The following is a 20711-nucleotide window of genomic DNA, read 5'->3' as shown; positions in this document are numbered from 1 at the left end:
CTCAGTGCGCGGCGCGCTCCCCCTCGCGGCCGAGGATGTCCCGTGCCGCCGCGACGAGCGGGGCGTTGCCCTCGGCGGGCGTGCCGTCCGGGAGGAAGAGGACGTCCTCCAGGCCGATCCTGGTGTCCAGGCCCAGTCGGGCGGCCGTCCGCAGGACGGGCCAGGCGGTGTCCTCGTCGCCGTGCAGCAGGACGGGCGCCGAGGTCGCGCCCGTCAGCCGCCCGACCAGGTCGAGGGCGGCTCGCTCGGCCTGGTCGGCGGGGGTGCCGGTGACCTCGGCCAGCACCCGCAGCACCCGGTCGGCGAACGGGGACGCGAGGAAGCGGCGCGGCCCGTCGGTGCCGGAGAACAGCCCGGCCTCGATGCCGACGCCGCGCTCGGTGAGGGCCCGTGCCGTCGCGTCGGCGCCGTCCTCGTGCCAGTTGACCGAGGCGTGGTCGGGCGTCGTCGTCCAGGACTCGACGAGCCGGACACGGCGGCGGGCGTCGGGCTCGATCCACTCCCCCGTCGTCACCCCGACCGGGACACCGGGGCCGACCGCCTCGCGGACGGCCTGGAGCACGTCCCGGACCACCGCCGCGTCCAGGCTGTCGCGTCCCCGGTGGTCCTTGGGGTGCAGATGGACGTCCCGCGCTCCCGCGCCGACCGCCCGGCGCGCCTCGGCCGCCACCTCCTCGGCGGAGACGGGCACCCAGGGGCTGTCGGCGGGCCGGCGCACTCCGTTGGGACACACTTGCAGCATGTACGGCACTCTGCCACGCCAGGGCCCGGCGGCGAAGTAACCCGCGCCGGGCGGAAGTTCTCCACAGCAGCGGACACATGTCCGGACCGCTGCCACATCCGAGCGCGGCGTCGTCGGCCACATCACGATGGCCGTGAACCCCGCCGCCATTTACGGCGGCGGGGGCGCACCCGGGACACGGGCGGTCTACTTCTCCCGTGCTCCGCCGCGGGCCTGGTGGAAGGCCTCGGAGATGGTCTCCGCGGCGCCGGACAGGACGCCCTTGGCGGCGCCGTGCGCCCCCGACTCCTTCATCCGCCCCGGCAGCTCGGTCAGCCCGGGCGGTTTGCGCGGTCCCGACTCCAGATCGAGCCGGTTGCACGCCTCGGCGAACCGCAGATACGTGTCCACGCTCGCCACCACGATACGTATGTCGATCTTCAGTATCTCGATGCCGACGAGGGAGACGCGGATGAACGCGTCGATCACCAGCCCCCGGTCGAGAATCAGCTCCAGCACGTCGTAGAGGCCGCTGGAGCCGCCTCCTCCGCCACCGCGCTGCTGTGTCGCCACGGTCATCAGCCGCCAGCCCCTTCCGCTACCGCTACCACCTCTCGGATAGCCCCGGCCGCCGTTCTCAAACGGCGGCCGGGGCACCGGTGCGGACGAGATCCGCGGTCAGTCCCGCAGTTCCAGCACCCATTCGCCGAGCGAGCGGACCTGGAGGAGCGAGCGGGATATGCGGTGCGGTCCCGAGGACGCGGTGAGCTGGCGGTGCGGGAACAGGTTCTCGTCCAGTTCGAACACGTGGGTGAGGGCCGTCCCGACGATCACCAGCTCGCGCTCGGGCCCTTCGTGCCGTACGACGCCGTACCAGCCGCCACGGGTGCGCCCATCGAGCACCGGCGCCGCGTCGAGCGGCTGCGGCTCCAGCTCCCACTTCACGCCCTCCACGGCCCTGACCACCACGAAACAGGCGCCGCCCGGATCGACCCACACGGGACCGAGGGCGGGACGGCGCCGGAAGTCGGTGTCCGCGATCAGCGCGCTCTTGCCGTAGGGGTGGTTCAGGGCGACGGCGGCCACGTTCTCGTGCTCGCCGCCCGAGGTGCGCCGCACGGTCAGCAGCATGGGCGGCCCCTGGTAGCGCAGGACCGCGGAGCCCTCGCCCTCGACCGCGCCGGTGAGCAGCGGCGCCTCCTCCTCGGGCAGCAGGCTCAGCGCCCACTCGCCGGTGTGCCGTACGCGCACGGTCTGCTCGGCCTCGCCCGCGCGGAAGGCCACGACGGTGCCGCGGGTCCCGTGCTGCGCGCCGGTGAGCCAGTCGGTCTCGTCGCCGTACTCGTCGACGGTCTTGACTTCGAGGGTGTAGTCGGCCTCGGCGCCCGGGAAGTCGTAGCGGAACAGCATCGGGCGGCCCGGGCGCGGGTTGACCAGCGTGATCGTCTGCTCGCCGCGGCCTTCGTACACGCCGGCCGGTCGGCTCCCGGACTCCTTGGACAGCGCGGACGGGGAGACCTCGGGCCTCCGGTCCGGGGCGGAGTGGCGGGCGGGACCCGGGCTCGGGACGGCGTACGGGTCCGGGGCGGGGTGGTGGACGGGCAGGGGCTTGGCGGTCAGCTCCCAGTGGCCTTCGCCGTTCTCCACGACCAGCAGGAGCGGGCCGTCGGGCACCGGGACGGTCTGGTCCAGGCGGCCGGTCTCGTTGACGAGCATCTCGTGCCGGTCGAGGTCGTCGAGGTGGGCCGCCTCGTGGCAGTTCATGAGCAACCACTCGTCGCGGTCCGCGCCACCGTCGAACCGGACCCGTACGTCGGCCACCGGACCGGTGTAGGCGATCACGTCGGCGCCGCGGCCGGTGAGTCCCCGCGTGTCGAGCCGGCGGGCCGCGGAGAGCGGGAGCACCGTGATCGTCCACGCGCCGGCGTAGTCGACGTTCAGCCGCAGGGGGCGGTCCCGCGGAGGCTGGACCAGTGCGCGGCCGTGGAAGTCGGGCAGCTCGGTGTTGAAGACGGTCAGGTCCTTCTTGTTGCGGCGGTTGAGGGTCTCGACGCAGAAGTACTCGTCGCCCTCGATCCGGGCCTCCACGATCACCGGCCCCGGCGGCAGCGGAGTCGCCACGGTGACCACGCCGTTGCCGCGGCCGCTCTGGACGTGGGGCACGAAGCCGGCGCCGAGGGGGAGGGGATCGGGATCGGCGGGGGCGACGGGAGCCGCGGGGGCCGCGGGGGCGGCATGGGTGTCCGGGACAGCGGGGGCGGCGGGCTCGTCCCGCACCGCGATCCCGAAGTCGGTGGCCAGTCCGGCGAGTCCGGAGTCGTACCCCTGGCCCACCGCCCGGAACTTCCACGTCCCGTCGCGCCGGTACAGCTCCCCCAGCACGAACGCCGTCTCGTTCCGGGCGTCGGTCACGTCGTAGTGCGCCGCCACCGTGCCGTCGGCCGCCAGCACCCGCACGTCCAGGCCGGGCACCTGACCGAACACCCCGCCGTCGCAGGAGCCCGCGATCAACACCCGCTGCACCGCCGGCTCGACGCGCGGCAGGTCCACCTCCAGCCACTCGGCGCGCAGCCCGGCGCCCTCCCCCGCACCCGTGTGCCGTACGGCTCCCGAGGGGTGCGCCGACTGGTTGTAGAACACGAGGTCGGCGTCGCCGCGGACCTTGCCCGTCGCGTCGAGCAGGAGGGCCGAGGCGTCCACGACCGGAGTCCCCGGGACGCTGCGCCGGCAGACGGCTACCCGCACCAGCCCCTCGGGGACAGGTGTGTTGGCGCCTTTGGTGAGGTGCGTCATGAGGATCATGGTGACAGTGAAGACGGCGTGAAGTCGATGGTCCGACGCGAACACGTCGGGGAGCGACGGCGTCGTCAGGGGGCCGTCGCCCGGGGCCGGAGCCGGTCTCCTACGACAGCCACGCCTTGCGCACCAGCCGGGGCGTCCGCCGCACCAGCCAGGCGCAGGCCAGCCCGACGACGGCGCCGGCCGCCACGTCGCTGGGGTAGTGGGCGCCGCTCTGTACGCGTTCGACGGCGACGAGGCCGGCCGGAACTGCGCACAGGGCGCCCGCCAGCGGCGCGCCCGGCGCGACGGCGGCGGTGAAGGCGACGGCGGCCGCCGTGTGTCCGGACGGGAAGGAGGACGAGTCGGGGCGGTCCTCGACCTCGTCGTGCGGTATCCACTCCTCGGGCGGGCGCGGCCGGTCCGCGAGCCGCTTGCACAGGGCGTTGGACACCACCTGCGCGGCGGCGAGCGCCGTCAGCCCCGTCACGGCGGCCCGCCGGCCGCGCCACCCGCCGGCCGCGGCCATGAGCACGGCGGCGCCGCACCACAGTTTCGAGCGCTCCGCGCACTCCTCGACGGCCGACAACACCTTGGCGGCCCCGGCCGGTATACGGGACGCGGCCTGCCGGGTCAGCCTCCGGTCCGCGTCGAGGAACACTGTCACCGCTTCCATGACCAGCAGGTATCCCGATCAGGGGGCATCGACACCACCGAGCGGGTCTCCGGCCGTGCCGGTCCTGGTCGGTGTGCGCGGGCGCCGCCCGGCCGCGGGGCCGGGCGGCGGGGCGTTCAGTCGTGGGCGACGACCGCGACGGGGGCGGTCGCGTGGTGCAGTACGGCGTGGGTGACGTGCCCGATGTGGGCGCCCAGGGGGTTGCGGCGCACCCGCCGGCCCACGACCACCAAGGACGCCTCCTCGGCCGCCTCGACCAGGAGTCGGGCGGGACTGCCGGCGGCGGACCGCTCCTCGACCGCGACGTCCGGGTACTTCTGACGCCAGGGGCGCAGCGCCTCGGTCAGGCCGGCGGCCTCGCCCACCTCGACGGCCGTGTACAGCTCGGCGTCGGCCGGCACGGCGTAGCCGTAGTACGGGGGCGGGTACCAGCCGTGCACGACCCGCAGCGAGGTGCCGCGGCGCAGGGCGGCCTCGAACGCGAACTCGATCGGACCGGGGTCCGGACGGCGGGTGTCCAGGCCCAGGACGACGGGCCGGAAGGGGGCCGCGACGGACGGGACGCCAGCGCTGTCCTCGCTGTCCTTGTTGTCCTGGCTGTTCCGGCTGTCTTTGCCGTCCCGGGTGTCTTTGCCGCCCGTCGCGTGTTCCTGGCCGGCCCGGTTGCCGGAGCGGACGAGGACGACGGGCTGCCGGGTGTGCGCCACGACGGACAGGCTCACGGAGCCGACCAGGAAGCCGCCGAGGCCGCCCAGGGCGCGTGAGCCCAGCACCAGCAGGTCCGCGGTCCCGGCGGTCTCGGCGAGCACCTGGGCCGGGACACCGGTCAGTTGCTCGGTGGTGACGTCGAGGTCCGGGTGGCTTCGCCGGAGTTCCAGCGCGGCCTCGCGGGGCACCCGCTCCGTCCAGTTCAGGTGTGTGCGCTCGCTCACGACGGGCGCCAGGGCCATGGGTTCGGGTACCGGCTCCCACACGTGCACGAGTTGGACGGCCGCGCCGAGCAACTCCGCTTCGCGCGCGGCCCATTCGGCGGCGGCCCGGCTTTCCGGCGACCCGTCGAGACCGACGGTGACTGTGCGGGGCATGATCTCCACCTCCGTGCGACGACTGATCCGCTCCGAGCATGCGCGGTGCGTCGTCCGCGGGGCAGGGGCCGCAAGTCCCCATCAGGGGCCGCAGGTCCCCACCGGGGACCGAGCGGCCCACCCGGCGCGGCGAGCCGGCGAAGCCCCCGGCGGCCGTCTCACCCCGAGGCCGTGCCCTCCGCCGCCGTGGATCTCCCAGCCGTCCCGGCGTTCTGGGCCGCCCCGTGCTCCTCCGCCGCCGCGGACTCCGTCGCCGCCCGGCGGCGGGCGTAGTGGCGGGCGGCGCGGACGCGGTCGCCGCACCGCGTGCAGCACCACTGGCGTCTGCCGTGGGTGCGCAGCAGCAGCCGCGCGCACCCCTCGGCCGGGCAGACCGAGAGCGCCCCGGCGTCCGGCCCGCACAGCAGGGTGACGGCGTCGTCGGCTAGGCGGTGCAGGGCGCGGGCGACCGGCGCGTCCGCCGCGACCACGGCCTCCCGGCCCGGTGGGCCGCCGGCGGGCCAGCTGAGCACGGTGGTGACCGGCGCCGCCGCCAGCACCCGGTTCACCGACGCGACCCACTCCGGATCGGGCGCCCGACCGGTGACCGCCGCGTCGAACAGCCCGCGCACGGCCTGCCGCAGCCGGTGCAGCGCGGCCAACTCCCCGGCGGCCGGCCCCCGGACGTCCGGCGGAACGGCAGCGCCACCCTTACCGCCACCGACACCAGCACCAGCACCAGCACCAGCACCAGCACCGCCACCGCCACCGCCACCGCCACCGCCACCGCCACCGATGAGACGGTGATCGGCGAGCCACCGTGCGGCACGCTCCGGCGTGTCCAGTTCGTCGACCGGGGCGCCGCCCCGTGTGGTGAGCGTGTTGACGAGGGCGAGCGCGGGTGAGCGCTGCTCCCCCGGCGCCGGGGGAAGCGGGTCGGGGCGGTCCGGGGACGTGACGGCGGAGCGGGCGTTCCCTGTCATGCACCTCATGGTAACCGTTGACGTATTCCGTGAGCATCTCCTAGATTCCCTCACGCGAGAACAGGCTCTTTACCGTGAGACACTTCCTGCGGCCCTTCCCGCGAAAGGAGTTCGACGTGTCGTCGAGCCTGACCCTCCGTGCCGTCGGCGGACCGACCGCCGTGCTGGAACTGGGCGGCCTGCGCCTCCTCACCGACCCGACGTTCGACGAGGAGGGCTCGTACACCTCCCCCTCCGGCTCGGTGCTCACCAAGACCGCCGGTCCGGCGCTCGCCCCGGCGGAACTCGGCCGCGTGGACGCCGTCCTGCTCTCCCACGACCAGCACGCCGACAACCTCGACCGGTCCGGCCGCGCCCTGCTGCCCACCGTCCCGGTCGTCCTCACCACGCCCAGCGCCGCCGACCGGCTCGGCGGCAACGCGCACGCCCTCACCCCCTGGGCGCACACCGAACTCCCGCGCCCGGACGGCGCCCCGGCGCTGCGGATCACCGGTGTGCCCGCCCGGCACGGACCGGTCGGGTGCGAACCCGTCTGCGGCGAGGTCACCGGCTTCGTCCTGACCGCGCCCGACCTGCCGACCGTCTACGTCAGCGGCGACAACGCCTCCCTGGGGGCGGTGCGGCAGGTGGCCGACCGGTTCGGGCCGGTCGACGTGGCCGTGATCTTCGCGGGCGGCGCGCGGACGGCCGCGATGGACGGAGCCCTGCTCACCCTGGACAGCGCCCGGACCGCCGAGGCCGCCCGCATCCTCGGCGCCGCCCACTGCCTGCCCCTGCACTGCGACGGTTGGGCACACTTCACCGAAGGCCGCGACGACCTGAGCGCCGCGTTCGGGGAAGCCGGCCTCGCCGACCGCCTGACGCTGTTGACGCCGGGCCGGTCGGCCACCCTGTGACCGCGAGACGACCACGAGAGACGTGAACGACACCATGCTCATCCGGACGACCACCGAGAACGAACGAGAGCTGTTCCTGCGCACGCTGATGGCGGCGTTCGGGACCCACCTCACGCCGCCCGCCGAGGGCGAGGGCGCGTGGTGGGCGGCGCTGGAGGCGGACGACAGCCTGCTCGCCCTGGACGAGGACGGCGCCCCGGTCGGCACCGCCGGCGCCTACTCCTTCGAACTCACGCTGCCCGGCGGCCGGATGACGCCCGTCCCCGGTGTGACGACGGTGGGCGTCCTGCCCACGCACCGCCGACGCGGGGTGCTCACCGCCCTGATGCGGCACCAACTGCGGCAGTTCCAGGAGCGCGGCGCGGCGCTGTCGGTCCTGCTGGCCAGCGAGGCGGTCATCTACCGCCGGTTCGGGTACGGACCGGCCGCCTTCAGTCAGCGGCTGACCGTGGACAGCCACCGTTCCGCCTTCGCGGCGCCCGTCGAGGCGGCGGGCCGCATCGAGCTGCGGCGCCGCGCGGACAGCGGCGAGCTGCTGGCCGAGGTCTACGACCGCTACCGGCGCACCCAGCCGGGCGCCCTCTCCCGTCCGGCGCGCTGGTGGTCCGCCGGCGCGGGACAGCCTCCCGTCGCGCACACCCCGCGCCACATCGTCCTGCACCGGGACGCCGACGGCACACCCGACGGCTACGCCAGCTACTCCGTGGGCCCCACCGACCCCGTGACGCGGACCCGCACGCTCACCGTCGACGAGGTCATCGCGTGCGACGACACGGTGCACGCCGCCCTGGTCCGGTACTGCCTGGACCACGACCTGGTCACCACCACCGTCTTCGCCAACCTGCCGCCCGAGCACCCGGTGCGCTGGCGTCTGAAGGACTTCCGCGCCGCCCGCACCGGCCCGAGCCAGGACGGCCTGTGGGTGCGCCTGCTGGACATTCCCCGGGCGCTGGCCGCACGCCGGTACGCGGCCGGCGGCGACCTCGTCCTGGAGGTCCACGACCCGTTCCTCGCCACCACCGGCCGCTACCGGCTCACCACCGACGCCGAGGGCCACGCCGACTGCGCCCGCACCGACCGCGCCGCCGATCTCACCCTGGACGTCAGCGACTTGGGCGCGCTCTACCTCGGCGGGACCGCGCCCAGCACCCTGGTCCGCGCCGGACGCATACGCCCCCACCACGACACCGCCGCCCTGCGCGCCGACACCCTCTTCACCCGCCCCACCGGCACACCCCACTGCGTCCACTGGTTCTGACCCGACCGATCCCGGCCAGCCGCGCCCCCGCACCCCGGCACCAAGGTTCCTCCGTCCCGCACCACTTGATCGACAACGGCGCAGGACGCTGACAGGCTGGCCCGATGCACCCGAACACCTCCCGCGAAGCGGAACAGAGCCACCGACCGTCCCTGCGGATCGGTGCGCTGGCGCCCCTGACCCCGCCCGGTTGGGTGGAGGCCGGACAGCATCTGCTGGCCGGGCTCGAACTGGGGGTCAAGGAGGTCAACGGCCGGGGCGGAGCGGGCGGGACGCCGCTGGAGCTGGTGGTGCGGGACACCGCCGCCGATCCGCTGCGGGCCGCCGCGGCCGTGGACGAGCTGGCCGAGGCGGGTGTGGCCGCCCTGGTGGGCGAGTACCACAGCGTCGTCGCCCGGGCCGCCGCCGCCCGGGCCGACGCGCTCGGGCTGCCGTTCCTCTGCTCGTCGGCGGTGCTCGACGCGCTGACCGAGGAGCCGACGGAGTGGGTCGCCCGGCTGGCCCCGGCGCAGTCGCGCGGCTGGCGCGTCTACGCCGACTTCCTGCTCGCCGCCGGGCACACCCGGATCGCCGTCGTGGCCGGGCCCGGCGTCTACTGGGCGGCCGGCACCGGCATCCTGCGGGAGCACTTCGCCGCACACGGCGGCACGGTCGTCGGACTCGACCTGAGCGCGCTCACTCCCGCGGCGGTGTGCGACGCGCTCGCGGCGCACCGCGCGACGGCGGTCCTCGTGCTGGCCGGCATCCCGGAGCCGGCGGTGCCGGTCGTCCGGGCCGTCCGCGGCGACCGGCGCCTGGCCGGCGTCCTGATCGGCGCCCCGGCCGGGCAGCCGGAGTTCGCCGCGTGGGCGGCCGCGCTGGGCGAGGCCGGCGCCGGGGTGCCGTTCCTGCGCTATCTGCCCGAGCGTCTCACCCCGCTCGGCAGCCGCGTCGAGGCGGCCCTGCGGGAACGGCTCGCCGAGGCGCCCTCCTTCGTCGCCTTCGAGGGCTACGACGCGATCGCCGTCCTGGCCGACGTACTGGAGACGCACGGCGCGGACCGGGCGCGTATCGCCGCGTCCTGGCCACGGGTGTCGGTCGAGGGGACGCGCGGGCGGATCCGGTTCTCGCGCGCGCCGGGCATCGGCGTGTGGCAGTGGGCCTGGCCGGCGGTCCAGGTGGTGGACCGGGACCCGGCCCACCCCGGCCGCTTCCGGGTCCTGCACACCGGCTGAGAGCACACCGGCCGAGACCACACCGGCTGAAACAGGCCCGCCCCTGCGCCGTCAGCGCGGCCCGCGAGGCGGCCACGGGAAGAAGCCGCTGGTGCGGGCCGCGTACTCCGGCCAGCCGGGGCGGTCGGCCATGTGCTGTTCCAGGAGCCGCTTCCCGCTGCCCCTGGTCAGCAGCAGGGTCATCACCAGCGGCGAGACGACACAGAGCGCGGCCGGACGCCAGCCGCCGTCGCAGGCGACGAGGAACAGTCCCCACCACACGCAGAAGTCGCCGAAGTAGTTGGGATGCCGGGTCCAGCGCCACAGCCCCCGGTCCATGATCCGGCCCCGGTTGCCCGGATCGCGGGTGAAGCGGGCGAGCTGGGCGTCGCCGACCGCCTCGAAGAACAGGCCGACCGCCCACAGTGCCGTACCCGCCCAGGCCAGGGCGGACAGCGAGGCCGGAGCGTACTGGGCGGCCTGCACCGGCAGGGACACCAGCCAGACCAGGGCCGCCTGGAGGAGGTAGACCATGCGCAGCGCGTACCAGGCGCGGCTGCCCGGCGCGCGGGCGAGCAGGGCGGCGTAGCGCGGGTCCTCGCCGCGGCCGCGGCCCCGGCGGGCGATGTGCGCGGCCAGGCGCAGCCCCCACACCGCGGTGAGGACGGTGACCAGCGCCCGGCGGCCCGGATCGCCGGTTCCGGCCGACAGCGCGTACGTCACCAGGGCGACCGCCGCGAAGGCGGCCCCCCAGGCCACGTCCACGATCCGGTGCACTCCCGTGCGCAGGGCGACGGCGAAGGTGAGCAGGAGGACCGCGAGGGCGGTCGCCGCCGCCCAGCCGAGGTTCGCCGCGAACGTCGCCCACGCGAAGGCGGTCACCGCTCGCCCAGGCCGTGGTACCAGCCGGCCGCCTCGGCCGCCGTCAGGCCGCTGTCGCCGTCGGCGGTGGGCCGGGCGCACAGGATCTGGTCGACACCCATGCGCCGTTCCTCGAACGCCAGCGCGCCGCCCACCAGATACAGCCGCCACACCCGGGCGCTCTCCTCGCCGACCAGCCGGACGAAGTCGTCCCACCGCTCCTCCAGAGTGCGGTGCCAGGCGTCGACGGTGCGCACGTAGTGCTCGCGCATCGACTCCACCGACCGCACCTCCAGCCCGGCCGCCTCCAGCAGTCCGACGGTCTCGCCGACGGGACGCATGTGCATGTCGGGGGCGATGTACGCCTCGATGAACGCGCCGCCGCCCGGCGCCCGGGCGCCCCGGGACATCTGCTGCACCAGGACGCGGCCGCACCCGCGGACCATCCGGTGCAGCGCGGCCGCGAACGCCGGGTACTCGGCGTCGCCGACGTGCTCGCCCATCTCGATGGCGCTGACCGCGTCGAAGGCGCCGCCGCAGATGTCCCGGTAGTCCTGGCACACCACCTCCACCCGGTTCTCAAGGCCGCGCTCACGCACCCGCGCGCGTACGTACGCGGCCTGTTCGCGGGCCAGGGTGACGGCGGTGACCTGGGCCTTGTGCTGTTCGGCCGCGTACAGGGCGAGCGCGCCCCAGCCGCAGCCGATGTCGAGCAGCCGGGCGCCGGGGACGATGCCGAGCTTGCGGCAGACCAGCTCCAGTTTGGCGCGCTGCGCGTCGGCGGGGGTGACGTCGAGGTCCCCGGCGGTCCAGTAGCCGCAGGAGTAGGCCAGGGTGTCGTCGAGCAGGAGCCGGTAGAAGTCGTTGGACAGGTCGTAGTGGTGGCTGATCGCGGCCCGGTCGCGGGCCTTGGTGTGCAGGCCGCCGCGCAGCCTGGCCTGGGCGGCGGGGGCGGGCGGCCGCGGGCCGAGGGCGCCGAGCCGGACCGCCTGCCCGACCGCGCGGGCCCGGTCGGGCAGCGTACGGCCCGGGGTGTGCGGGCCCCGCTCCCGCGCCGCGGCCCACATCGCCCGCAGTCCGGTGCGCAGATCGCCCTCGATGTCGAGTTCGCCGGTGACGTACGCCTGGGCGAGGCCGAGTTCGCCGGGCTGCCACAGCAGCCGGCGCAGCGCCCGCCGGGAGCGTACGACGACCACGGGGGCGTCGGCCGGGCCGGACTCGCTGCCGTCCCAGGCGCGCAGCCGCACCGGCAGCGGCCCGCCGAGCGCGTCCTCGGCGAGGGCGGCCAGCCGGTGTGCGGCGCCGGTGCGGGCCGGGGTGCGGACGGATGTCATCGCTCGGAGCCCTCCTTGGTGAGCAGGTACTGCTGGACGTCCAGGTAGCCGGAGCGGAACCCGGCCTCGGAGTAGGCGAGGTAGAAGGTCCACAGCCGGCGGAAGACGGCGTCGAAGCCGAGCGCGGCCACCTCGTCGCGGCGTTCGGTGAACCGCTGCCGCCACAGCCGCAGCGTCTCGGCGTAGTGCGCGCCGAGGGCGTCGCGGGCGGTGACGGTCAGGCCGGTGTGCTCGCGCACCGTCTGCTCGACGGCCTCGGTGGAGGGGATCAGTCCGCCGGGGAAGACGTACTTCTGGATCCAGGTGTGGGTGTCGCGGGCGGCGAGCATACGGGCGTGCGGCATGGTGATGGCCTGGAGGGCGACCCGTCCGCCGGGCGCCAGCCGTTCGTCCAGGGTGCGGAAGTACACCGGCCAGAACTCCGCGCCGACGGCCTCGATCATCTCCACGCTGATCACCGCGTCGTAACTGCCGCGCGCCTCCCGGTAGTCGCACAGCTCGATGCGCACCCGGTCGGCGACGCCGGCCTCGCGCACCCGCCGCAGGGCGAGTGCGCGCTGCTCCTGGGAGAGGGTGAGGGAGGTGACGTGCGCGCCGCGCAGGGCGGCGCGCAGGGCGAGTTCGCCCCAGCCGGTGCCGATCTCCAGCAGCCGGGTGCCCTCCTGGACGCCGGCCAGGTCGAGCAGCCGGTCGATCTTGCGGCGCTGGGCGGCGGCCAGCAGCGGCCACTGGGCCGGGAAGCCGCGGAAGACGGCGGCGGAGTAGGTGAGGGTGTCGTCGAGGAAGAGGGTGAACAGGTCGTTGGACAGGTCGTAGTGGCGGCTGATGTTGTCCCGGGCGCCGTCGGGTGTGTTGCGCTGCGCGGCCGGCTGGCGTACGGCCCACAGCCGGCGCAGCCGTTGCAGCGGGGCGGGGACGAGGTCGGCGGCGTGGGCGGCCAGTACGGTCAGCGCCCCGACCAGGTCCGGGGCGTCCCACTCGCCCGCCATGTACGACTCGCCGAAGCCGATCAGGCCGCCGGCGCCGATCCGGGCGTGGAACGCCTTCGGGTCGTGCACCTCTATCAGCGGGCCGCCCAGACCGAGGGTGGTGCCGTCGGCGAAGCGGACCCGTAGCGGCAGCCGTCGCAGGGCGTTGCGCAGGACGGCGGCGGTGGTCGCCCGTACGGGCCAGGACGTGCCGGGGACGGCGGCGACGTCGGGCCAGCGGTGCGGGTCGGCCGGGGCGGCGGCGGTGCTGTGGCGGGTGGTGGGCCGGGACGGGGCTGTGGTCATGTGGCACTCTCCGGGGTGCGGCGGCCCGGGCGCGGCTGCACCGGCAGGCCCCGCAGATACAGGCGGACACCGTGGAAGCGGATGGCGGCCGACACCGCGAGCGTCGAGAACGGGTGACGCAGCGTCAGCCGGAGCAGAGCGGGTGCGGTCGCCGGGCGGCGGGCGCCGGTGACGGTGGCCGTGAAGGGCGGGCTGCCGGGCCGGTCGAGTTTCACGGTCAGGCGCAGGCGTTCGGCGGGTGGCGGGAGCCGCATGGCGTAGTGGCCGTCGACGGGGAAGAACGGCGAGACGTAGAAGTCCTTGGCCACCGAGGCGGTCCCGGTGTCGGTGGGGTGCAGCAGGTAGGCGTGGCGTTCGCCGTAGGTGTTGTGGACCTCGGCGACCACGCAGCGCGGGGCGCCTTCGCGGTCGTGACACCAGTACAGGGTCAGGGGGTTGAAGACGTGGCCGAGGACCCGGGCGTGGGCGAGCATCATGACCCGGCCGCCGTCGAGGTCGATGCCGTGTCCGGCGAGGAAGCCGTCGAGCGCGGCGCGCAGGGTCGGGGCCCGTCCGGTGAAGTGGTCGTGGGGGCTGAAGCGGGCCAACGGGCGCAGCAGGCGCGGGAGTTCGGGCAGGTGGTCGAGGTCGACCAGCCAGAGGTAGGTGCGGTGGCGCAGGACGTGGCGGACGGGCGCCCGGCGGACGTGGCGGACCGTGCAGGAATACAGGGCGGGCGGCCGGGGCGACGCGTGCCGTGCGGGCGGGGCGGGGGTCACCACGTCACCCCCAGCGCTGCCGCCGCCTCGACGCCGCTGCGGCAGCCGTCCTCGTGGAACCCCCAGCCGTGGTAGGCGCCCGCGAACGCGGTGACGGAGGTGGTCAGTTCGGGCAGGCGGCGCTGGGCGGCGACCGACTCGGGCGTGTAGACGGGGTGTTCGTACGTCATCCGGGCCAGCACCCGGTCCGGGCGGACCCGGTCCTCGCCGCCGAGCGTGACGACGAAGGTGTCCGCGGCGTCCAGGCGCTGGAGGCGGTTCATGTCGTAGCTGACCCGGACCCGGTCGGCGCTCGCCCGGCAGGAGGGCATGAGGTAGTTCCAGGAGGCGCGGGCGCGGGGCGCGTCGGGCAGCAGCGCGGTGTCGGTGTGCAGCAGGGTGGTGTTGCGGGAGTAGCGGAAGGCGCCGAGCACCTCCTTCTCCCGCGGGGTGGCGTCGGCGAGCAGCCGCAGCGCCTGGTCGGGGTGGACGGCGACGACGAGCCGGTCGTGGGCGGTGGTGGTCCCGTCGTGCGCGGTGACCTCGACGCCGTCCGCGTGCCGCAGGACCGCGCGGACCGGGGTGGCGGCGCGCACCTCGTCCAGACCGGCCGCGACGCGGTCGACGTAGGAGCGGGAGCCGCCGGTGACCGTGCGCCAGGCGGGCGACCCGGCCACCGCGAGCATGCCGTGGTGGGCGAGGAACCGGAACAGGTAGGCGGCCGGGTAGCGCAGGGCGGTCTCGGCGTCGCAGGACCACACGGCGGACACCAGCGGGGTCATGAAGTGGGCGCGGAAGTAGGCCGAGAAGCCCTTCCGGTCCAGGAACGCGCCGAGGGTGAGGGTGTGGTCGGCGTCCCCGTCCGCCAGTTGCCGGCGGGCGGCGCGGTGGAAGCGGGGGACCTCGGCCAGCATCCGCAGGTATGCCCCGCGTACGGCGTCGCGCGGCTGGGCGAGGAGTCCGCGCGGGCCGCGGGCGCCGGCGTACTGGAGGCCGCAGCCCTCGCAGCGCACCGACATGCTCATCTCCGACTCCTGCGTGGCGACGCCGAGTTCGGTGAACAGCCGCAGCAGCTGGGGGTAGGTGCGGCGGTTGTGCACGATGAAGCCGGAGTCGACGCGGTGCACCCGGCCGTCGGAGGCGGTCAGTTCGTGGGTGTGGGCGTGTCCGCCGAGCCGGTCGTCCGCCTCGTACAGGGTGACGTGGTGGGCGCGGGACAGGATGTGGGCCGCGGTGAGTCCGGCCACGCCGCTGCCGATGACGGCGGTGCGGGGGCGCCCGTCGCGGGCGGCGGCCCGGCTCCCCGCCCGGCCCGGTGTCGTCCCCTCGGACGGTGGTCGCATGGGTGGTTCCCTCCCCGGGTGTTCATAGGTGTGCGGCCACCGGCCCGGACGGTCCGCGGGCCGGGTGGCCCGTGGACCGGTCCGGGCCGGGCGCCCGCCGGTTTCCCTGCCCCTCGTCGGTCAGCTCTTCGGCATGAGGACGGTGTCGATGATGTAGACGGTGGCGTTGGCGGTCTGGACGTTGCCGCAGACGACCTTCGCGGAGTCGTTGACCGTGTACATCTCGTCCGAGCCGGAGGTCGTCAGCTTCGACTTCTCCAGGGTCTCGAAGGAGCCCTTCTCCAGGTCCTTCGGCATGAGGCGCTTGCCGACGACGTGGTAGGTGAGGATCTTCGTCAGCTGGGCCTTGTCGTTGAGGACCTTGTCCAGGGTGGCCTTCGGGAGCTTGGCGAAGGCGTCGTTGGTGGGCGCGAACACGGTGATGTCCTGCGCGTTGTTGAGGGTGTCGACCAGGCCCGCCTTCTTCACCGCGGTCACCAGGGTGGACAGCGCGGGATTGTGGGAGGCGGCGGTGGCGACCGGGTCCTTGGCCATGCCGTCGAAGGAGCCCGCGCCGTCCTTGGGCACCGCGGAACACGCCGCGCCGAACGGCTGGTCCATGGCGCTCGCGGTGTTGCCGGAACCGCCCATGTCGTCGCTGCTCGGCGAGGCGGACGTCTTGGCCGAGGAGTCCGACTTGCCGGAGTCGCCGCTGTCGTTGGAGCAGGCGGTCAGGGCGAGGGGCAGGACCGCCGCGGCGGCGAGGCTGACGGCGAGACGGCGGGTACGGGTGGTCATCGTGGTTCTCCTGTGGAGGGTAACGGCGTGCTGTCGGGGCGGAGGCGACGAAGGCGGTGACCCGGCCGCACGGGGCCGGCCGGGGTCCTCGCCTTCGTTCCTCACGCGGGGAATCCGGTGCCGTGGCCTGGCCAGATGGGTCACAACCCTCGATCGGGTGAAAGAACTTCTCGCGGCAATCCGGTCCGGCCGCGGCGACGTATTACCCCATGGCCCTGTGACGGATTCCTCATCGGACCCCTGGTGCCAGGGGTCGCCCCGGGGCCTGGTCAGGGGCGATCGTGGGCGGCATGAACGATCACCGCGAGGCGTCCGCCGACCCCGTGCCGGCCGTGAGCGAGGAGGCGGGTGAGGTCCGCAGGTTCTGGGCCGGGCTCGGTCTTCCGGGACTGATCGACGTCCACACGCACTTCATGCCCGAGCGGGTCCTGCGCAAGGTCTGGGACTACTTCGACGCGGGCGGGTCGCTGGTCGGCGGGCGCGAGTGGCCGATCACGTACCGCGAGGAAGAGGCGGAACGGACGGCGCTGCTACGGGGGTTCGGGGTGCGGGCGTTCACCGCGATGCTCTACCCGCACAAGCCCGGCATGGCCGAGTGGCTGAACGGCTGGGCCGCCGGCTTCGCCCGCCGCACCCCCGACTGCCTGCACACCGCCACGCTCTATCCCGAGCCCGGGGTGGAGAGGTACGTCCGCGATGCCGTCGAGGCGGGGGCGCGGGTGTTCAAGGCGCATGTGCAGGTGGGGGCGTACGACCCGGCCGACGAGCGGCTGCGGCCGGTGTGGGGGCTGCTGGCCGAGGCCGGTGTCCCGGTGGTGATGCACTGCGGCTCGGGGCCCGCGCCCGGCGAGCACACGGGCCCCGGACCCGTCGCCCGGCTGCTGGCGCGCCACCCGCGGCTGCGGCTGATCGTCGCGCACCTGGGCATGCCCGAGTACGAGGACTTCCTCGGCCTCGCCGAGCGCTACGAGGAGGTGCGGCTGGACACGACGATGGCGTTCACCGACTTCTCCGAGGAGTTCATGCCGTTCCCCCGCCGGGCCCTGCCGAGGCTCGCCGCGCTCGGCGACCGCGTGCTGCTCGGCTCCGACTTCCCCAACATCCCCTATCCCTACCCGCATCAGCTCCGGGCCATGGAGCGGCTGGACCTCGGGGCGGACTGGCTGCGGGCCGTCTGCCACGACAACGCGGCGAAGCTGTTCGCCGTGGCCTGAGGCGCGGGCCAGGGATCAGCCGGCGGGAAGCGCCGCCCGGCGGCCGGTCAGCTCCGCAGCCAGATCCGCAGGGGACCGATCGCCTCGAAGCCGTGGCGGACCGCCGCGGCCAGGTCCTCCCCGTGCTCGTAGCCCACCACGGGCAGGCCGGGGAAGAGCCGGTGCGCCGTGTGCAGCACGCCCGGCCAGGCCGCGGCGGCGCCGCCGTCCGACGCGAAGACGTTGGAGATGCCGAGCACCCGTTCGCTGCGGCTCGCCACCGCGCCGGCGGTCACTCGGCCGTCGGCCGTCCGTCCGGCGAGCACGAAGGTGGCCGGATCGTCGAGCAGCTCGGGCCGGAACAGATCCGCGTCGCCCGCGCCGCCGTCCCAGGCGAGCGCCCAGGCGCGCAGCGCCCCCGGAGCGCGGACCACGTCCCAGGCGAGTTCCGGCGCGCCGGCCGGGGCCCCGGCCGGGCGGTGGATCCACCGCGCGTCGCACAGCACCCGGAAGCCCGCCGGCGTCAGATCCAGGTCGGCGAAGCTGTCCTTGACGCTCGCGCCGGGCGCCTCGGCGTCGATCCGGGCCAGCAGTCCGGCCGCGTCGGACTCCGGCGCCAGCGTCACCGCGTCGGGGTAGTACGGCGGCGTACGGACCGCGGCGGTCCACGCCTCCCGGCCGAACGTGCCACGCACACCGTGCGTCCGGCTCATCACAGCGCACCACTCGGCGTTGTTGCGGGCCGCCGCCTCGACCAGGAACCGCTTCGTCGTCGTCACGAGAGCGGATCATGAACGGTCGGGGCCCGCGCCGTCGAGGGGTTTTCGCCCGGGCGGGGCCTTGGGGCGGGGGCGCAACGGGCGGCGTCAAACAGGGGGGGGGACGATGGCCGACGCGGGGTGGTGAGCGGGCAGGGGGCGTGCCGGGGTTGCCCTTGACGTGCGGGTCAGGGATTAGCGTCTGCGGGCCCGGTGCCGCCCGCGGCGGACATCCGGCCGCCGGGCGCACGCCGCAGCCCGTCCGTCCCTTCGCCTGTCGAGAGGCCGCCCATGACCACAGCCCTGCCCCGGACCGTTCGTGAGGTACGGCTCGCCGCCCCGCCCCGGGGACTGCCCGCCCCCTCGGACCTCGCCGTCGTCGAGACCCCGTTGCCGGCCCCCGCGCCGGACCAAGTCCTGGTCCGCAACCGCTGGTTCCTCGTCTTCGGCGGCCTGCGCACCCTGCTCGGCGGCGAGGCGAGGAACACCCCGGTACCGGGACTCGTCCGCGGGGACACGCTGTACGGCCCGGCGCTCGGCGAGGTGGTGCTCGCACCGCCGGGCAGCGCGCTGCGCCCGGGCGACCTGGTGACGCATCTGCTCGGCTGGCGCGAGTACGCCCTCGTCCCCGAGGCGCAGTGCACCGCCGTCGACCCCGCGCTGCCCGACCCCGTCGCCCAGCTCTCCTCCGGCGCCGCCGCCTACGGGGCGCTGACCCGGCTCACCGGGGTGCGCGCGGGCGACGTCGTCCTGGTCACCGGCGCCGCCGGCGGCGTGGGGTCCCTGGCCGGGCAGATCGCCCGGCTGCTGGGCGCCGCCCGGGTCATCGGCACCACCGGTTCACCGGAGAAGGCCGCACGGCTCGTCTCCGAGCTGGGGTACGACGCCGTCCTGACCGCCGGTTCCTGGCGCGAGGCCCCGGACGCCGCGAACCCCCGGGCGGCGTACCGGGCGTTCGCCGCGCAGCTCGCCGAGGCCGCGCCGGACGGCATCGACGTGCTGCTGGACAACGTGGGCGGCGCGCAGCTGGCCGCGGCGGTCGACGCCGCCCGGCAGGGCGCGCGGTTCGCGCTGGTCGGGGCGCTGTCCGGGCAACTGGCCCAGGAGGGCGCCGGGGCCACCGCCCCGCTGGAGATCGACGCCTTCCGGCTCATCCTCAAGGGGGTGTCGCTCAGGGGGTACCTCGGCGTCGACCACCCCGACGTGGAGGCGGAGTGGCTGCGGCGGTTCGCCGACTGGCTGCGCCGCGGTGAGATCCGGTTCCCGCTCACCCGGATCGCGGGCATAGAACGCGCGCCGCTGGCGTTGCGGGAGCTGACCGAGGGCAAGCTGTTCGGCACGGTCGTCGTGGAGCTGCCGGGCCACGGCTGACGGCGGGCGGGCCTGGCGGGCAGGAGGCGAACGGCATGCGGATCGGCGACGCCGCGGCGGCGGTGGGCGCGACGCCCCGGGCGCTGCGCTTCTACGAACAGCGCGGACTCCTGCCCGCGCCGCGCCGGACGGGAGCGGGGCAGCGGGACTACGGCCCTGAGGAACTCGCCGTCCTGCGCGTCATCCGCCGACTCCTCGCCCTCGGGCTCACCGTGGAGGATCTGCGCGGCATCGCCGATCGCATTCCGCTGCTCGCCGCCGACCCGCGGCCGCGCTGCGGCTCCACGGCGGCGCAGACGCCCGAGACCGGAAAGACGCCCGGGGCCGGAAAGACGCCAGAGGCGGGGGAGACGCCGCAGGCGGGGGTCGTCGGGGCGGCGGTGGTGGAGCGGCGGATCGCGGCACTCGACGCGGACATCGAGCGGCTCACCCGGCTGCGCGACGCCCTGAAGGCCGGTCTCGCCGACCGGCACGGGTCCGACGGGCCGCGGTGCTCCCGGGCGACCTGAAGCGCTCGGACGCCCCGGCCGGCGGGGCGTCGTCGCGGGACGCGTCACGGGGGGTGTGAGCGGCGGGTACGGCCCGCCGCTCACGGCACGGACGGACGGCGGCCCGCTACGGGACGCGGGCCACGGCGGCGTAGATGCCGCTCTCCTCCTGCTGCGGGAGCGGCGCTTCCCGGGCCCACTCGGTGGCGGTCACCAGGCCGGGCTCGACGAGTTCGAGGCCGTCGAAGAAGCGGGCGACCTCCGGCCGGGTGCGGAAGCCGAGCCGGATGCCGCCCTTGGCGTACTCGGCGGTGACCTGCTCCGCCAGCTCCGGGAACAGGTCGGAGGCGGCGTGCGACAGGACGAGGTAGCTGCCCGACGGGAGCGCGTCGACCAGTCCGCGCACGATGCCGTGGGCGTCCTGGTCGTCGGGGACGAAGTGCATCAGCGCGATCAGCGACAGCACCACGGGACGCTTGAAGTCGAGTATCTCGCGCGCGTGTTCCAGGATCTCGTCCGGCCGGCGCACATCGGCCTGGATGTAGTCGGTGGTTCCCTCCGGGTGGCTGATCAGCAGCGCCTCGGCGTGCCGCAGCACGATCGGGTCGTTGTCCGTGTAGACGATCCGGGCGGCGGGCACGGCGCGCTGGACGATCTGGTGCAGGTTCGGCTCGGTGGGGATGCCGGTGCCGATGTCCAGGAACTGGTCCAGGCCCTGGGCGGCGAGCCAGGCCGCCGCGCGGTTCATGAACGCGCGGTTCTGCCGGGCGGCGTCGTGCGCCTCGGCCGGCAGCGCCCGGCCGACCGCCTCGTCCACCGGGTAGTTGTCCTTGCCGCCCAGCAGCCAGTCGTACACCCGGGCCGGGTGTGCCTTGCTGGTGTCTATCCGGGGAAACGGGAGGTCGGGGGTGCCGGTCGCCATGGCGGACTCCGTCGTGCGAGTGGATCAGCAGAGGTCGATCACCGCAGTTTCGCACACGATCCGCCGCTCCAGTAGGCGCAGTTG

At 75.0% G+C, this 20711-nt stretch carries 20 protein-coding genes; 6 read left to right on the top strand and 14 right to left on the bottom strand.

Annotation, left to right across the window (positions count from 1 at the left end; all coding sequences use genetic code 11):
* Position 1: 1 nt before the first annotated feature.
* The 6 genes from ABEB07_RS08385 to ABEB07_RS08360 form a co-directional block, all read right to left on the bottom strand.
* The gene (locus ABEB07_RS08385; protein WP_176147035.1) at positions 2 to 742 is read right to left on the bottom strand and encodes a 3-keto-5-aminohexanoate cleavage protein; all 741 of its coding nucleotides are present in this window, start codon (positions 740 to 742) and stop codon (positions 2 to 4) included.
* Positions 743 to 928: 186 nt separating this feature from the next.
* Entirely contained in the window at positions 929 to 1300 is a 372-nt protein-coding gene (locus ABEB07_RS08380; RefSeq protein ID WP_345667671.1) for a gas vesicle structural protein GvpA, read from the bottom strand.
* A 99-nt stretch (positions 1301 to 1399) separates the two neighbouring features.
* Positions 1400 to 3514, bottom strand: coding sequence for a TerD family protein (locus ABEB07_RS08375; RefSeq protein ID WP_345667670.1), 2115 nt, complete (start codon positions 3512 to 3514; stop codon positions 1400 to 1402).
* 109 nt (positions 3515 to 3623) lie between these two features.
* The gene (locus ABEB07_RS08370) at positions 3624 to 4175 is read right to left on the bottom strand and encodes a phosphatase PAP2 family protein (RefSeq protein WP_345667669.1); all 552 of its coding nucleotides are present in this window, start codon (positions 4173 to 4175) and stop codon (positions 3624 to 3626) included.
* 116 nt (positions 4176 to 4291) lie between these two features.
* Entirely contained in the window at positions 4292 to 5260 is a 969-nt protein-coding gene (locus ABEB07_RS08365; protein ID WP_345667668.1) for a universal stress protein, read from the bottom strand.
* 158 nt (positions 5261 to 5418) lie between these two features.
* Entirely contained in the window at positions 5419 to 6222 is an 804-nt protein-coding gene (locus ABEB07_RS08360) for a CGNR zinc finger domain-containing protein (protein WP_345667667.1), read from the bottom strand.
* A gap of 116 nt (positions 6223 to 6338) precedes the next feature.
* On the opposite strand from ABEB07_RS08360, the gene ABEB07_RS08355 reads away from it, so the two are divergent.
* The 3 genes from ABEB07_RS08355 (at position 6339) to ABEB07_RS08345 (ending at position 9590) form a co-directional block, all read left to right on the top strand.
* Entirely contained in the window at positions 6339 to 7118 is a 780-nt protein-coding gene (locus ABEB07_RS08355; RefSeq protein ID WP_345667666.1) for an MBL fold metallo-hydrolase, read from the top strand.
* Between the two features lie 34 nt (positions 7119 to 7152).
* Positions 7153 to 8376, top strand: a complete 1224-nt coding sequence (locus ABEB07_RS08350) for a GNAT family N-acetyltransferase (RefSeq protein ID WP_345667736.1) — start codon at positions 7153 to 7155, stop codon at positions 8374 to 8376.
* 104 nt (positions 8377 to 8480) lie between these two features.
* The gene (locus ABEB07_RS08345) at positions 8481 to 9590 is read left to right on the top strand and encodes an ABC transporter substrate-binding protein (RefSeq protein WP_345667665.1); all 1110 of its coding nucleotides are present in this window, start codon (positions 8481 to 8483) and stop codon (positions 9588 to 9590) included.
* Between the two features lie 51 nt (positions 9591 to 9641).
* Here ABEB07_RS08345 and ABEB07_RS08340 read toward each other — a convergent pair whose 3' ends face one another.
* The 6 genes from ABEB07_RS08340 to ABEB07_RS08315 all read right to left on the bottom strand — a co-directional run bounded on the left by ABEB07_RS08340 (position 9642) and on the right by ABEB07_RS08315 (position 15895).
* Positions 9642 to 10451, bottom strand: a complete 810-nt coding sequence (locus ABEB07_RS08340; protein WP_345667664.1) for a DUF1295 domain-containing protein — start codon at positions 10449 to 10451, stop codon at positions 9642 to 9644.
* Positions 10448 to 11764 (bottom strand): cyclopropane-fatty-acyl-phospholipid synthase family protein, encoded by a 1317-nt coding sequence (locus ABEB07_RS08335; RefSeq protein WP_345667663.1) that lies wholly within the window; start codon positions 11762 to 11764, stop codon positions 10448 to 10450. The genes ABEB07_RS08340 and ABEB07_RS08335 overlap by 4 nt, the downstream gene beginning before the upstream one ends.
* A complete protein-coding gene (locus ABEB07_RS08330) occupies positions 11761 to 13038 on the bottom strand; it encodes a cyclopropane-fatty-acyl-phospholipid synthase family protein (protein ID WP_345667662.1) in 1278 nt (425 codons plus the stop codon). The genes ABEB07_RS08335 and ABEB07_RS08330 overlap by 4 nt, the downstream gene beginning before the upstream one ends.
* A complete protein-coding gene (locus ABEB07_RS08325; protein ID WP_345667661.1) occupies positions 13035 to 13796 on the bottom strand; it encodes a DUF1365 domain-containing protein in 762 nt (253 codons plus the stop codon). The genes ABEB07_RS08330 and ABEB07_RS08325 overlap by 4 nt, the downstream gene beginning before the upstream one ends.
* Positions 13793 to 15118 carry an NAD(P)/FAD-dependent oxidoreductase gene (locus tag ABEB07_RS08320; protein WP_345667660.1) on the bottom strand — a complete coding sequence of 442 codons (1326 nt, stop codon included), beginning with the start codon at positions 15116 to 15118 and terminating at the stop codon, positions 13793 to 13795. Before ABEB07_RS08320 ends, ABEB07_RS08325 begins: the two co-directional genes overlap by 4 nt.
* A 120-nt stretch (positions 15119 to 15238) precedes the next feature.
* Complete coding sequence (locus ABEB07_RS08315) at positions 15239 to 15895, bottom strand: fasciclin domain-containing protein (protein WP_176147045.1); 657 nt, start codon at positions 15893 to 15895, stop codon at positions 15239 to 15241.
* 290 nt (positions 15896 to 16185) lie between these two features.
* Between ABEB07_RS08315 and ABEB07_RS08310 the strand changes: the two genes are divergently transcribed.
* Complete coding sequence (locus tag ABEB07_RS08310) at positions 16186 to 17109, top strand: amidohydrolase family protein (protein WP_345667659.1); 924 nt, start codon at positions 16186 to 16188, stop codon at positions 17107 to 17109.
* 47 nt (positions 17110 to 17156) lie between these two features.
* Here the strand turns inward: ABEB07_RS08310 and ABEB07_RS08305 are convergent, their stop codons facing one another.
* Complete coding sequence (locus ABEB07_RS08305) at positions 17157 to 17867, bottom strand: hypothetical protein (protein ID WP_345667658.1); 711 nt, start codon at positions 17865 to 17867, stop codon at positions 17157 to 17159.
* A gap of 270 nt (positions 17868 to 18137) precedes the next feature.
* Between ABEB07_RS08305 and ABEB07_RS08300 the strand changes: the two genes are divergently transcribed.
* Both ABEB07_RS08300 and ABEB07_RS08295 read left to right on the top strand, forming a co-directional pair.
* Entirely contained in the window at positions 18138 to 19217 is a 1080-nt protein-coding gene (locus ABEB07_RS08300; RefSeq protein WP_345667657.1) for an MDR family NADP-dependent oxidoreductase, read from the top strand.
* A 35-nt stretch (positions 19218 to 19252) separates the two neighbouring features.
* The gene (locus tag ABEB07_RS08295; protein ID WP_345667656.1) at positions 19253 to 19726 is read left to right on the top strand and encodes a MerR family transcriptional regulator; all 474 of its coding nucleotides are present in this window, start codon (positions 19253 to 19255) and stop codon (positions 19724 to 19726) included.
* Positions 19727 to 19832: 106 nt separating this feature from the next.
* Here the strand turns inward: ABEB07_RS08295 and ABEB07_RS08290 are convergent, their stop codons facing one another.
* The gene (locus ABEB07_RS08290) at positions 19833 to 20627 is read right to left on the bottom strand and encodes an SAM-dependent methyltransferase (RefSeq protein ID WP_345667655.1); all 795 of its coding nucleotides are present in this window, start codon (positions 20625 to 20627) and stop codon (positions 19833 to 19835) included.
* Between the last annotated feature and the right edge of the window lie 84 nt (positions 20628 to 20711).

Origin of the sequence: Streptomyces similanensis, assembly GCF_039543625.1 — a bacterium.
Taxonomy (GTDB): Bacteria; Actinomycetota; Actinomycetes; order Streptomycetales; family Streptomycetaceae; genus Streptomyces; species Streptomyces similanensis.
The sequence above is the reverse complement of the archived record's forward strand: the minus strand, read 5'-3'. Positions and strand labels throughout refer to the sequence as shown.